The following is a 13,646-nucleotide window of genomic DNA, read 5'->3' on the forward strand; positions in this document are numbered from 1 at the left end:
AGCGCCAAGAATGGCGCCGTTTCGGCCAGCCGCCGCCCACGATTGTAGATGCGTTTCTCTTGCATCCGGTCGCTGGCGGCGGTTGTTGCTTTTATGTGACGGCGCCTTCGCCATCGTGCCCACCCCCCAATTATTAGTGTGATTTTGTCTCTGGTCATTTTTGGCCATTGCGCTAGGTCGGTCTGATCGCGCCGGTTCTCGGGGAGACCGTTGCGGCCATCGAGGCGAAAGCCTGGCGGACCAGATGGCCGCAACGGAATTCGATCGCGCGTTTTCCGTTCCTCATTGCCGATTTCGTTTGGCGAAGGCGCAGCCCTCCACTATCTACGTGTCTGCAAAGATACGCGTGAGGAATGCATGACTGAGGTCACCAAGGAACAGGTTCTTGAAACGCTGAAGACCGTGCGCGGTCCCGATCTCGAACACAATATTGTCGAGCTCGGCATGGTGTCCGACGTCTTCATTTCCGATGCCAAGGTCTATTTTTCCATCACCGTGCCTGCCGAACGGGCAAGGGAACTCGAGCCGCTGCGCCAGGCCGCCGAGCGCGTCATCAAGGAAATGCCGGGCGTCAAGGGCGCGCTGGTCACGCTGACCGCCGACAAGAAGGCCGCCTCGCAAACCGCTCCCGCCGCCCGTCCGGCCGCATCCCATTCCGGCCACGATCACCACGGCCATTCCCATTCTCACGCCCCGCAGCCCCAGCAGCAGCGCAGCGGCAAGATCGGCGTGCCCGGCATTGGCGCGATCATCGCTGTCGCCTCCGGCAAGGGCGGCGTCGGCAAGTCGACCACCGCAGTCAATCTGGCGCTCGGTCTTCTGGCCAACGGCCTCAAGGTCGGCATCCTCGATGCCGATATCTACGGCCCGTCGATGCCGCGCCTGTTGAAGATTTCCGGCCGCCCGACGCAGATCGACGGCCGCATCATCAACCCGATGGAAAATTACGGCCTCAAGGTCATGTCGATGGGCTTCCTCGTCGATGAAGAGACCGCGATGATCTGGCGCGGCCCGATGGTTCAGTCGGCACTGATGCAGATGCTGCGTGAAGTCGCATGGGGCGAACTCGACGTTCTCATCGTCGATATGCCGCCCGGCACCGGCGACGCGCAGTTGACCATGGCCCAGCAGGTGCCGCTCGCTGGCGCCGTCATCGTCTCGACGCCGCAGGATCTGGCACTGATCGATGCCCGCAAGGGCCTCAACATGTTCAAGAAGGTGGAAGTTCCGGTTCTCGGCATCGTCGAGAACATGAGCTATTTCATCGCTCCCGATACGGGCACCCGCTACGACATCTTCGGCCATGGCGGCGCCCGCAAGGAAGCCGAGCGCATCGGCGTGCCGTTCCTCGGCGAAGTGCCGCTGACGATCAACATCCGCGAAACGTCGGACGCCGGGACGCCGCTGGTAGCTTCCGAGCCGAACGGCATCGTCGCCGGGATCTATAAGGACATCGCTGCCAAGGTCTGGGCAGAGGTCGGCGGACAGCCGCAGCGTCCGGCGCCTGCAATTGTCTTCGAATAGCACAGACGCCGGATTCGGGCGGGCGCCGCATACCCCAAATTGCGGGGGAAATGTGGTGAAAACGCGCAGTTCACGTAACACGTCTTGATTATTTCGCCGCTTTCCGTCATATGCCCCGCCGTCGCCATGAGGGCGGTTTCTGCAGATGCTCGATGACGGCCGCCTTTGCCCCAGGGTTCCCGGCCAGCCTGCATGTTCGGAGTTGACTTGTCGGTTGAAGGATTGGTGACTGCGATGCGGTTGAGCACAATGCGCACCCGGCAAACGGCCGGACGCAGCCGGAGTTGTATGAACTTTTTTTATCCGTTTCCGTTAGTCTCCAAGGCTTGCAGCCTCAGCGCTGCCTTCTTGGCAGCCGCGTGATGGAAGGGCGTTCGATGATGGCGATGATGGCATGGCGCGAGCGCGGCTGGAGACAGGCCCGTTGATCACCGCCTATTGCTCCAACTGCAAGTCCGTCGAGATTCGTGATCTGTCGAAGATGGACGAATTTCCGGATGACGTCGTGTGGATCGATCTGGTCGAGCCGACGCGCGAGGAAGAGCTCTATGTCGAAAAAGTGATCGGCATCGAAGTGCCAACCCGCGACGACCTCAAGGACATCGAACCCTCGGCACGCCTCTACACCGAAGGCGACGACGTGTTCATGACCGCTTCGCTGGTCTGGCAGGCCGAAACCGCATCTCCGACGCTGACGGATGTTGCCTTCATTCTGTCGGGCAACCGGCTGATCACCATCCGCTACGCCCATCCGAAATCCTTCAAGCTGTTCATCGCAGCGCTCCATCGCGTGCCGGAACAGTGGCGCAATGGCGCAGCCCTGCTCGCCAAGCTGCTCGAAACGATCGTTGACCGCACCGCCGAGATCCTCGAACTGTCCGTTGCCCGCATCGACATTCTCTCGACCCATGTCTTCGGCGAACGCGCCAAGAAGGTGCGCAAGCCGTCGAACTATCTGGAAGAAAAGCTGCGCGATATCGCTGCCCACCACCGGCTGGTCTCTAAGGTGCGCGATAGCCTGGCATCGCTCTCCCGGCTTTCAAGCTTCTTTTATACCGTGCCTGCCGTCCAGCACGATCAGAACACCAAGGAACTCTGCCGCACGGTGTCACGTGATATCCAGTCGCTCAACGAACATGCATCGTTCATCGCCGGCAACATCACCTTCCTGCTGGACGCTTCGCTCGGCCTGATCAACATCGAACAGAACTCGATCATCAAGATCTTCTCGATCGCATCCGTGGTCTTCTTGCCGCCGACCCTCGTCGCATCCATTTATGGTATGAACTTCGAATTCATGCCGGAACTGCACTTGGCCGCGGGTTATCCCTATTCGCTGGGCCTGATGGTCGTATCCGCCATCATTCCGTTTTTCTTTTTCCGATGGAAAGGCTGGCTCTGAGGAGCCTGTTGTAACTTCATGTCCGACGAAAGCCATTCGCACGATCGCCACATGACGCCGCGCAAACTCTTTTATCTTGCGCTCGGCTCCGTTGGCGTCGTCTATGGAGACATCGGTACCAGCCCGCTTTACGCATTCCGCGAAGCGCTGAAGCCGGTTGCCCAGGACGGTCTCACCCGTTTCGAAGTCATCAGCCTGATCTCGCTGATGATCTGGGCGCTGACCATTATCGTCACCCTCAAATACGTGCTGCTTTTGCTGCGCGCCGACAACGAAGGCGAAGGCGGCACGCTGTCGCTGCTCGCCTTGCTGATGAAAACGGCGAATGGCCATACGGCGATCCTCGTCGCGCTCGGACTCACTGGCGCCGCGCTCTTTCTCGGCGACGCGATGATCACCCCGGCACTGTCGGTTCTGTCGGCGGTCGAAGGTATCAAGCTCGTGGCGCCGAATGCCTCGCCCTATATCGTACCGATCTCGGTGGCGATCCTTGTCGGGCTGTTCGCCTTTCAATCGCGCGGCACCGGCACGATGGCCCGCTTCTTCGGGCCGATCACCGCGATCTGGTTCATCGTCATGGCGCTGGTCGGCATCTCGCACATCTCGGATGATTACGGCATCCTCGCCGCCTTCAACCCATACTATGCCGTCAGTTTCCTGCTGAATGAAGGCTTCTACGGCATCGTCGTGCTGGGCGCCGTCTTCCTGACGATCACCGGTGCGGAAGCGCTTTACGCCGACCTAGGCCATTTCGGGCGCCGTCCGATCCAGTGGGCTTGGTTCGCACTGGTCTTCCCCTCGCTGACGCTGAACTATCTCGGGCAGGGCGCTCTCGTTCTCGGCAATCCGCTGGCGATGTCGGATCCCTTCTACCTGATGTTTCCGAAGTGGGCGCTGCCGTTCGGCGTCGTTCTCGCCACCTGCGCCACCATCATCGCCAGCCAGGCCGTCATCACCGGTGCCTTTTCGCTGGTCCGTCAGGCGATCAACCTCGGCTTCCTGCCGCGAATGGAAATCCTCTTCACCTCGGAAACCAATACCGGACAGATCTTCCTGCCGTCGGTCAACGCCGTCCTCTTCCTCGGCGTCATGTTCCTGGTCATCACCTTCAAGACCTCGGATGCGCTGGCAACGGCCTATGGTATCTCGGTCACCGGCGCGATGGTCGTGACCTCGATCATGGCTTTCGAGTTCGTCCGTACCCGCTGGAACTGGTCGATCCCGGTTGCTGCGATCGTTCTGCTGCCGCTGCTTGCGCTCGAGTTGATCTTCCTCGGCGCAAACCTGCTGAAGATCCACGACGGCGGCTATATCCCGATCCTGATCGCCACCGCTTTCATCGTCATCATGTGGACCTGGCGCCGTGGCACCGCGATCCTCACCGAAAAGACCCGCCACACGGATATTCCGCTGGCCTCCTTCGTCAGCTCGATCGAGCGCAAGAGCGATCACTCGCCGGCCCATGTTCCGGGCACCGCGATCTTCCTGACCAGCGATCCGGAATCGGCGCCCGCGGCATTGCTTCACAATCTGAAGCACAATCACGTTCTGCACGACAAGAACGTCATCCTGACGATCCGTACCGTCAACAAGCCGCGCGTTCCGAGCGTCGACCGCTACAAGGTCGAGCCGATTTCCGAGCGCTTCTCGCGCGTCGAACTCCAGTTTGGCTTCATGGAAACTCAGAACGTCTCGCAGGCGCTGGCGACGCTGCGAAAGACCGGGCTGAAGTTCGACATCATGTCGACGTCCTTCTATCTCGGCCGCCGCAAGCTGGTGCCGGATGCGAAGTCGGGCATGCCTTACTGGCAGGACCGCCTCTACATTGCGCTCGCCAATGCGGCCGCCAATCCATCCGACTATTTCCGCCTGCCGGCCAACCGCGTGGTCGAGCTCGGATCGCACGTCATCATCTGACCTCGCGCCAGATCGCAATTCAGGGAACCCGGCCTTCGCGCCGGGTTCTTGCGTTTCGCTATATGAAAAAATGCTCACGGATAGATTCCGGGACGGCGAATTAACCAAGCATCAAGGTTAATGAGAGATTTTCAATGCAGTGTTCATGCGTCCCGTGTTCCGGAGTCTGGCGTTGCGTCGACAGAGCGTTTTAAGCAGCAAGCTGCGTTATCTGCCCAAAAACTGGATCTCACCCGCGATCTTCGGTATCTGCGGGTGGCTCGCGTTCCCCAGCATCGTTTCGCATGCGGACCTTGCCGCCATGCTTGCCGGCCTTGATGAGAGCCGCGAAAACTGGCGCATGGTGATGACCAATTCGCCGGCCGGCTCCATCCATCAGGCGGAACTCACCTTCGCCGATCCAATCGTTACCGGCACGGTCGCAGCCGGCGCCGGCATGGTTCTGCCCGATGGCCGCAAGATCGCCTTCGTCGCCGAAGGGAAGGGGCATGAGGACACCACCGATGAAGAACGCGTCAATCGCAGCCTGAAGAAGGGCCGCGTCGTCGCCGTCGAGAAGATGCAGCCACCGAAGGATTTCACCGCCGGCTCCATTCTCCAGCGCACCAAGCTGCTGTTCGAACCCAGCTTCAATCTCAAGGACAAGTCGGCTTTCGTGAAGCCGAAGATCAAGGGCAAGGAAATCGAGATCGCCACGGCCTTCTATAAGAAGGAGCCGGTCAAGCCGGAAACCGTGGTGCCGACCTTCCTGGCCGACCTCGTCAACAACAACAAGCCGGATGTGCTGGCAACCGCCTATGCGCCGGCCGGCCCGGACTATTCGCGTCAGTCGCCCTTCGATTCGATCCTCACCGACAAGAGCGCCAATGACGGCCGCTTCGTGCCGCAGATCGGCGCCAGGGATCATGCCTGGGCCGCCAGCATTCTTCCGCCGGCGGTGTTTTCGGCCGCCGAGCAGCAGTGCCTGGCTTCAGGCATCTATTTCGAAGCGCGCGGCGAATCGGTGAAGGGGCAGGCGGCCGTCGCCCAGGTCATCCTCAATCGCGTCCGCAATCCGGCCTATCCGAAAACCATTTGCGGCGTCGTCTATCAGAACGAAGACTGGCGAAACCGCTGCCAGTTCTCCTTTGCCTGCGACAACATCAAGGACCGCGTAAATTCGCAATATCACTGGCGCATGGCTCGTGAAGTGGCGATGGCGGTGACAGCAGGCAAGATCTGGCTGCCGCAGGTCGGCTCCGCCACCCACTACCACGCCGTCTATGTCCGTCCGAAATGGGCAAAGACCATGGAGAAGGTCGGCCGTATCGGTCTGCACGTCTTCTACCGCACCTATGGCGGCGGCTGGAGCTGACCGGAAGCCGCCTAAGCTGTGGATTCTCTGCAGCTTGCAGCGCCTATAAAGCGGATTCTCCCGCTCGAATTTTGCCAGGCCGCCTAAATTGAGATCAAGTATTTGATCTAGCTCGATTATTTTATGTCTGAGCGCAGGCGCCCTATGCCTTGACTATACCAATCCCTAAAACTATGTTGCGCGCGACTTCAGAACGGGCCGAAAGGTTCTATATTCCATGTCTCTGACGTCCACAGGACCGGGGTAGCGGGATTGGGGATAGAGGCATAGGAGGAGGAACCATGTCGGATGACCGGGAAGAAAGTCTGGACAGGCGCCGCGCGCAGCTGGGAGCAGAGCTCAAGGCAAAGCGTGTAGAGGCGAGAGAGGAACAGGCGAGCGAGGCCCGCGCCGAGGAAAGCCGTAAAGGCTATGCCCAGGCGATGAAGCTTTCGAGCGAATTCATCTCCGCTATCATTGTCGGTGCTCTTCTTGGCTATCTCCTCGACCGTTTTGTCGGCACGGCGCCTTGGGGTTTGATTATTCTTCTGCTTCTCGGATTTTGTGCCGGTGTTTTGAATGTTCTCCGTGCCGCAGGCAAGGTTGCAAAACCCGAGCCCGGAAACGGAAACGGCAGCAAATAGGGCAGGGCGCGCCAGCGCTCCGCTCATTATGATGATCCCGCGCCCGCGGGCCAAAGAAGAGAGAACAAGCGGTGTCTAACGATCCGACTCATCAGTTCCTGATCCAGAAGATTGTGCCGATCGAAGTCGGCGGGATTGATTTCTCGTTCACCAATGCCTCGCTCTTTATGGTGGCCTCGGCAGCTGTTGCTGCGGGCTTCCTATATTTCTCGACGTCGAACCGCGCCATCGTTCCTGGCCGCTCGCAGTCCGTCGCGGAAATGTCCTACGAATTCATCGCTTCGATGCTGAAGGAAGGCGCCGGAACCAAGGGGATGAAGTTCTTCCCGCTGGTCTTCTCGCTGTTCATGTTCGTGCTGACGGCAAACCTGCTCGGCATGTTCCCCTACTTCTTCACCATCACCAGCCAGATCATCGTCACCTTCGCGCTGGCGCTTCTCGTCATCGGCACGGTCCTGGTTTACGGCTTCTATAAGCATGGCTTTGGCTTCCTGAATGTTTTCGTGCCGCAAGGCGTTCCCGGCATTCTTCTGCCGCTGGTCGTGACGATCGAAATCATTTCCTTCCTGTCGCGTCCGATTTCGCTCTCGGTTCGTCTCTTCGCCAACATGCTCGCTGGTCATATCACGCTCAAGGTGTTCGCAGGCTTCGTCGCCTCGCTCGGAGCCCTTGGTGCACTCGGTATCGGCGGTGCCATTCTTCCTCTCATCATGACCGTCGCCCTGACCGGTCTCGAGTTCCTCGTCGCCTTCCTCCAGGCTTACGTCTTCGCGGTACTGACTTGCATGTACCTCAACGACGCGATCCATCCCGGCGGGCACTAAGGATAACGACATCGACGTCAAAGGGCGTCAGTCATTCGCCGCAACAACCATCTCAAGGAGTTCAACATGGAAGCGGAAGCAGCAAAGTTCATCGGTGCAGGCCTGGCTTGCTTTGGTATGGCCGGTACGGCTCTCGGCCTCGGCAACATCTTCGGCAGCTACCTGTCCGGCGCTCTGCGCAACCCGTCTGCCGCTGACAGCCAGTTCGGCCGTCTGGTTTTCGGCTTCGCCGTTACGGAAGCTCTGGGCATCTTCTCGCTGCTCGTCGCTCTCCTCCTGCTCTTCGCCGTTTAATTTCGGTGGATTGAAGGATCACGGCCTGCAGACCGCAAGCCGTGATCCTTTGCATTTGCAGTACACCTGGAGGTGAGCATGTTTTTTGTGACCCCGGCCTATGCTGAAGAAGCTCCGGCGGGAACGGCAGAAACGGGTGCAGCCACCGGTACGGATCCGCATGCCGCTCCGGCTGCTGGCGAAGTCCATACCGAAACCGGCGTTGCCGGTGGCGAGCATCATGGCGGCGTTTTCCCGCCGTTCGATACGTCGACCTACGCATCCCAGCTGCTTTGGCTGGTGATTACGTTCGCTGTTTTCTTCGTGCTCATGCAAAAGGTCATCGCACCGCGCATCGGCGGCATCCTCGAGCAGCGCCATAACCGGCTTGCGCAGGATCTGGACGAGGCAGCACGCCTCAAGTCCGAAGCCGACGCAGCGGTCGCAACCTATGAAGGCGAACTCGCCGCAGCCCGCTCCAAGGCCAATCAGATCGGCACCGCCGCTCGCGATGCCGCCAAGCTTAAGGCTGAAGCCGACCGCCGCGCTGTCGAAGCAAGCCTTGCCGAAAAGTTGAAGGCTGCCGAAGGCCGCATTGCCGATATCAAGGCGAAGGCATTCGCAGACGTCGGCACGATCGCTGAGGAAACGGCTGTCGCCGTCGTTCAGCAGCTGATCGGTGGCACCGCGGCCAAGGCTGACGTTGCAGCGGCTGTCGCAGCCGCCAAGAAGGAGGGTTGATCGATGGAATTTGCTCTTGATGCAACTTTCTTCGCCTTTGTCGGCCTCGTTCTCTTCATCATGCTGGTCGTCTACCTGAAGGTTCCGGGGATGATGGCGAAGTCGCTCGACGACCGCGCCGATCAGATCCGCAACGAACTGGCGGAAGCCAAGCGCCTGCGCGAAGAGGCCCAGCACCTGCTGGCCGAATACCAGCGCAAGCGCAAGGAAGCCGAAGCCGAAGCTGCGAACATCGTCGCTGCCGCCGAACGCGAAGCAGAGATGCTGACCGCTGAAGCCAAGAAGAAGACCGAAGAGTTCGTTGCCAACCGCACCGCGCTTTCCGAGCAGAAGATCAAGCAGGCAGAAGTCGAGGCGATGAAGGCTGTCCGTTCAGCCGCCGTCGATCTCGCCATCTCCGCTGCCGAGACCGTGCTGGCCCAGAAGGCCGAAGGCAAGGTCCAGGCCGATCTCTTCAAGACCGCCGTCGGCGAAGTGAAGACCCGCCTGAACTAAGGTTCGGTCGATAGGATTGAAAAGCCCCGCCATCGTGCGGGGCTTTTTGTTTTGGGGCGTTGAGATAGCCTAGCGTCTTTGGATAGTCGCTGAATGGTGGGAGATTGCGCCCGTAGCCCCCTCATCCGGCCCTTCGGGCCACCTTCTCCCCGAGGGGAGAAGGGACAGAAACCGCAGCGCCAACTTCCCCTCTCCCCTCGGGGAGAGGGTAGGGTGAGGGGGCCAGTTCGCAGATGGAATCGAACCTTGGTAGCTACGCCGAGCGTTGAACTTGGGCTGGTTTGCGGAAGCGAAGTGCAACGGGTGACGTAAACTCAGCCCGTACCGCACCCTCAATCCCCAAGCATCTCCTGCGTCACCGCAAGCTCCGCCCCATCCTTGCGCAACGGCCGGAAGGTCATCCGGTGCAGCGAACACGGGCCGTACCGCTCGATCCCCGCGCGGTGCTGGGCCGTACCGTAGCCTGCATGGGCCGCAAAGCCATAGTCGGGGAAGACGAGGTGGGCGCGGGTCATCATCCGGTCGCGGGTGACCTTGGCGACGATCGAGGCGGCGGCTATCGAGACGGAGCGCGCGTCGCCCTTGACCACCGCCTGGCCCGGACAATCGAGCCCCTGGGGCACGTCGAGGCCGTCGGTCAGCACATAGGCGGCCGGAAGGGAAAGGCCGCAGATCGCCCGGCGCATGGCATCAAGGCTCGCCTTGCGGATATCGGTACCGTCGATGCGGGTGGCGCTCGACGAGGCGATCGAGACCGTCGCCGTCGCCAGGATCTGCACGAACAGCTCCTCGCGTTTGGCCGCCGAGAGCTGCTTGGAATCGTTCAGCCCCTCGGGAATGCGTTTGGGATCGAGGATGACGGCGGCAGCCACCACCGGACCAGCCAGAGGACCGCGCCCGGCTTCGTCGGCACCGGCAACCGGCCAGTGACCGGCCTTGCGGGCCCTCAGTTCCAGCTTGAAATCCGGAGTGAGCGGCGCGTCTTCGAAAAGCAGAGGAGAATCGGGTGGCGTGCGACGTTTCATGCGGCTGAACCTCGCACGCCAACCCGATTTCCTGCAAGCCCCCGGAACAGGGCGGCGGGCCGGGGGCTAGGACCGCGAAGGGGCAGGGGACCCATTCGCGGCGTGCAAGAGACCAGGGCGGCGGTCTCCTGCGGGTAATTCCTCAGCAGGCATCGTCTGCCTGCCGTTTGAAACGGACGTGCCGTTTCTCCTCGCGCCCGTGCCAGCGGGCGGGAAGCTTCAGAGCAGCGACAGCTGCACGCCGCTGCCATCGGGCGGCACGAAGAGATCGTCGCGCAGCGGCATGCTGCGCCTGACCATGCCGAGCCGCTTGGTGGCCATCTCGAAGCGCCGGGCGATCTGCCAGGCATAGGGGCCGGCACCCTTCATGCGCTTGCCGAAATCGGCGTCGTAATCCTTGCCGCCGCGCATCGAGCGCACCAGCGACATGACGTGCCGGTAGCGATCCGGGTAATGCTGCAGCAGCCAGTCGCGAAACAGCGGCGAGACCTCCAGCGGCAGCCGCAGGATGACATAGCCCGCCTCGCGCGCACCGGCAGCATGCGCGGCATCGAGAATGCGTTCGATCTCGTGGTCGTTCAGCGCCGGGATCACAGGCGCCGCCATGACGGAGGTCGGGATACCGGCCTCGCTCAGAGCATGGATCGCTTCCAGCCGCCGCGGCGGCGTCGAGGCGCGCGGCTCCATGGTCCGCGCCAGCTTGCGGTCGAGCGTCGTCACCGACAGCGAGGCGCGCACCAGACCGCGTTCCGCCATGCTTTTCAGGATATCGATATCGCGCATGATCATCGCCGACTTGGTGACGATCGAGACAGGATGATTGGCCTTGTCGAGCACCTCGAGGATCTGCCGCATGATGCGCCATTCCTTCTCGATCGGCTGATAGGGATCGGTATTGGTGCCGATCGCGATCACCCGCGGCTTGTAGCCGGGCTTGGCGAGCTCGCGCTCCAGAAGCTTGGCGGCATCCGGCTTGGCAAACAGTTTGGCCTCGAAATCGAGCCCCGCCGAAAGCCCCATATAGGCGTGGCTCGGCCGGGCGAAGCAATAGATGCAGCCATGCTCGCAGCCGCGATAGGGGTTGATCGACCGGTCGAACGGAATGTCGGGTGACTCGTTTCGGGTGATCGCCGTGCGCGGCTTCTCGATCTGCACTTCGGTCTTGAAGGGCGGCAGTTCTTCCAGCGTCTGCCAGCCGTCGTCGAAGGCCTCGCGGCTCTGCGGCTCGAACCGTCCGCCGGGATTGAGTCCGGCACCGCGTCCGCGGCGGCGTTCGGCATCCACGCGCAGACCAGATTGGGCGATCAGCGCTTCGGCAATATCTGCCGTGTTGGCAGGCGCGAATGCGGCCTGCCCTGCAAGGGACTGTTCGTTCATCGGATTCTCCCGCAGCGGAGGCGTTACCTTCGCCCGTTCTTGATGATTAAATTCCTAATCAGAAAACGAGAACAATGCAAGAACAAAATGAGGAAAGTCGCGCTGGCAAAGTTTTGTGCGGCGCATTATAAATAGGCAATGTTGACAGTTGTTCTCGAGTGCCAGGATCAGGAACCGGAGCTGGCGCAGACGTTATCGGTGCTGGTTGCAGGCGCGGTCGAAGGCCTTGTCAGCGATGTCGTGGTGCTTGATCACGGCTCGCGCGACGGCACCTCGCGGGTGGCGGACGCGGCCGGTTGCCGCTTTCATTCTGAGTGGGATATCAACGACATATTGCGCTCGGCGCGTGGCGAATGGCTGCTCTTCGTCGAGCCGGGCGCGCGCCCGCAGGCGGGCTGGATCGACGAGATCGCCGAATATGTGGCGCTGAACAGATTGCCCGCCCGCTTCACCGCCTCGCGTGCCTATCGCCGTCCGCTGCTGCAGCGTCTCGGCCGCTCGGTGCCACCGCTGGAGCTTGCCTATCTTGTCCCCAAGAACCAGGCGATCGCCTCGGCAAAGAGCGGCATGCGGCTGTCGGAATTTCCCAAGGGACAGAAGCTCAGGCAGCTCTCCAGTGAATTGATTCCTTCCTGGGTGGCGCGGGCCGCTCGCTAGAATCAGCCGCCGCGTTTCAGATGCTCGTCGAGCCGCGGCATGATCTCCACGAAATTGCAGGGCATGTGCCGGTAGTCGAGCTGTGCCTTCAATATCCCGTCCCAGGCATCCTTGCAGGCGCCGGGAGAGCCCGGCAGCACGAAGATGAAGGTGGCATTGGCAACGCCTGCGGTGGCGCGTGACTGGATCGTCGAGGTGCCTATCTTGTCATAGGAGATGCGGTGAAACACCTCCGAGAAGCCGTCCATGCGCTTCTCGAACAGCGGCTCCAGCGCTTCAGGCGTCACGTCGCGGCCGGTAAAGCCGGTTCCGCCGGTGGTGATGACGACGTCGATGCCGTCGGTCTCCGTCCAGGCCTTTACGCGCGCTGCGATCGCCTGTCTGTCATCCTGCACGATGGCGCGGTCGATCAGCTTGTGACCAGCCTCGGCGATGCGGGCGGTGAGCGTATCGCCCGACTTGTCGTTCTCCAGGCTGCGGGTATCCGAGACGGTCAGCACGGCGATGCCGACGGGGACGAACGGACGGTTCTCGTCTATGCCAGGCATGTCACTCTCCCGCGGCTGTTTCCGTTGCCTGGAAATACCAGTCCGGCCGCAGCCTGTGAAGCTGCTGCTCGGCCGCTTCAGCCGTCGCAAGGGAGGGGAAGATGCCAAAGCAGGTGGCGCCCGATCCGGACATCCGCACGAGCCCTGCGCCGCTCTCTGAAAGCAGCGCGGAGATCTCGGCGATTTCAGGCGTCAGGCTGCGTGCCGGCGGCTCCAGATCGTTGCGGTTGGCGGCAATCGCCGCCATCCAGTCTCCGGCCGCAAGATCGAGCGGCCGATTGTTCTTCTCGGTCAGCAGCCGGAAGATCTGAGGCGTCGAGACGGCCTTCAGCGGATTGGCCAATACCAGATAGAGCCGGGGCAGGGCGATCCGCTCGATCTCCTCGCCAATCCCGCGCGCAATCAGCGGCCTGCTTTCCAGGCACATCGGCACATCGGCGCCAAGCTGCAGGGCGAGCGCCGAAAGGATATCGGCAGACACGCGCACATTCCAGAAGCGCTGCAAGCCGCGCAGAGCCGCGGCCGCATCCGCAGAACCGCCGCCGATCCCTGAGGCGATAGGCAGGTTCTTCTCGAGATGGATGGAAACCGCAGGCGCGTGGCCACCCTGGGCGAAAGCCGCCTGGCGCAGGAGGTCGCGCGCCCTCAGTACCAGATTGTTGTCCGGCTCGCCGCCGATGTCAGCGGCAAAGCGCCCGCCCAAGGTAAAGCCGTCTCGACCGGCAGAGGTAAAGCTCAGCCGGTCGCCATGCGCCGTGAAGGTCACCAGCATGTCGAGCAGATGGTAGCCATCGTCTCTCTGGCCTGTCACATGCAGGGCCAGATTGATTTTCGCAGGCGCGTCTTCAGTCACCGTGAAACGGCGGCTCTCCGCATCCGGCATGCG

The 13,646-nt window shown here is 61.5% G+C and carries 14 protein-coding genes; 10 read left to right on the forward strand and 4 right to left on the reverse strand.

Annotated elements, in window-relative coordinates; genetic code table 11:
* The first annotated feature begins 357 nt into the window (after positions 1-357).
* From apbC to AC1DV9_RS15165, 9 genes are all read left to right on the forward strand, one after another.
* The gene (gene apbC / locus AC1DV9_RS15125; RefSeq protein ID WP_477948798.1) at positions 358-1,524 is read left to right on the forward strand and encodes an iron-sulfur cluster carrier protein ApbC; all 1,167 of its coding nucleotides are present in this window, start codon (positions 358-360) and stop codon (positions 1,522-1,524) included.
* A gap of 424 nt (positions 1,525-1,948) precedes the next feature.
* Entirely contained in the window at positions 1,949-2,926 is a 978-nt protein-coding gene (locus tag AC1DV9_RS15130) for a magnesium transporter CorA family protein (protein WP_477949072.1), read from the forward strand.
* An 18-nt stretch (positions 2,927-2,944) separates the two neighbouring features.
* On the forward strand, positions 2,945-4,843 hold the full coding sequence (locus AC1DV9_RS15135) for a potassium transporter Kup (RefSeq protein WP_477948800.1): 1,899 nt from the start codon (positions 2,945-2,947) through the stop codon (positions 4,841-4,843).
* A gap of 172 nt (positions 4,844-5,015) precedes the next feature.
* Positions 5,016-6,197: a cell wall hydrolase gene (locus AC1DV9_RS15140; RefSeq protein WP_477948802.1), complete on the forward strand. Its 1,182-nt coding sequence runs from the start codon at positions 5,016-5,018 to the stop codon at positions 6,195-6,197.
* A gap of 281 nt (positions 6,198-6,478) precedes the next feature.
* Positions 6,479-6,820, forward strand: coding sequence for an AtpZ/AtpI family protein (locus tag AC1DV9_RS15145; protein ID WP_112390548.1), 342 nt, complete (start codon positions 6,479-6,481; stop codon positions 6,818-6,820).
* A gap of 71 nt (positions 6,821-6,891) precedes the next feature.
* A complete protein-coding gene (locus AC1DV9_RS15150) occupies positions 6,892-7,644 on the forward strand; it encodes a F0F1 ATP synthase subunit A (RefSeq protein ID WP_112390547.1) in 753 nt (250 codons plus the stop codon).
* A 66-nt stretch (positions 7,645-7,710) separates the two neighbouring features.
* Positions 7,711-7,938 (forward strand): F0F1 ATP synthase subunit C, encoded by a 228-nt coding sequence (locus AC1DV9_RS15155; RefSeq protein ID WP_003588243.1) that lies wholly within the window; start codon positions 7,711-7,713, stop codon positions 7,936-7,938.
* Positions 7,939-8,016: 78 nt separating this feature from the next.
* Entirely contained in the window at positions 8,017-8,658 is a 642-nt protein-coding gene (locus AC1DV9_RS15160; RefSeq protein ID WP_112390546.1) for a F0F1 ATP synthase subunit B, read from the forward strand.
* A gap of 3 nt (positions 8,659-8,661) precedes the next feature.
* Complete coding sequence (locus AC1DV9_RS15165; protein ID WP_477939321.1) at positions 8,662-9,153, forward strand: F0F1 ATP synthase subunit B; 492 nt, start codon at positions 8,662-8,664, stop codon at positions 9,151-9,153.
* 332 nt (positions 9,154-9,485) lie between these two features.
* On the opposite strand, the gene AC1DV9_RS15170 is transcribed toward AC1DV9_RS15165, so the two are convergent.
* Both AC1DV9_RS15170 and AC1DV9_RS15175 read right to left on the reverse strand, forming a co-directional pair.
* On the reverse strand, positions 9,486-10,178 hold the full coding sequence (locus AC1DV9_RS15170; RefSeq protein WP_477948804.1) for a ribonuclease HII: 693 nt from the start codon (positions 10,176-10,178) through the stop codon (positions 9,486-9,488).
* A gap of 219 nt (positions 10,179-10,397) precedes the next feature.
* The gene (locus AC1DV9_RS15175; protein WP_112538095.1) at positions 10,398-11,555 is read right to left on the reverse strand and encodes a PA0069 family radical SAM protein; all 1,158 of its coding nucleotides are present in this window, start codon (positions 11,553-11,555) and stop codon (positions 10,398-10,400) included.
* A 138-nt stretch (positions 11,556-11,693) separates the two neighbouring features.
* Here AC1DV9_RS15175 and AC1DV9_RS15180 point away from each other — a divergent pair, with 138 nt between their 5' ends.
* Positions 11,694-12,212, forward strand: coding sequence for a glycosyltransferase family 2 protein (locus tag AC1DV9_RS15180; protein WP_112390542.1), 519 nt, complete (start codon positions 11,694-11,696; stop codon positions 12,210-12,212).
* A gap of 2 nt (positions 12,213-12,214) precedes the next feature.
* On the opposite strand, the gene moaB is transcribed toward AC1DV9_RS15180, so the two are convergent.
* Together moaB and AC1DV9_RS15190 are read right to left on the reverse strand one after the other, a co-directional pair.
* Positions 12,215-12,760 carry a molybdenum cofactor biosynthesis protein B gene (gene moaB, locus AC1DV9_RS15185; RefSeq protein WP_477948806.1) on the reverse strand — a complete coding sequence of 182 codons (546 nt, stop codon included), beginning with the start codon at positions 12,758-12,760 and terminating at the stop codon, positions 12,215-12,217.
* Between the two features lies 1 nt (position 12,761).
* Positions 12,762-13,643: a 4-(cytidine 5'-diphospho)-2-C-methyl-D-erythritol kinase gene (locus AC1DV9_RS15190; protein ID WP_477948808.1), complete on the reverse strand. Its 882-nt coding sequence runs from the start codon at positions 13,641-13,643 to the stop codon at positions 12,762-12,764.
* Between the last annotated feature and the right edge of the window lie 3 nt (positions 13,644-13,646).

The organism is Rhizobium sp. 01L410 (assembly GCF_056400165.1).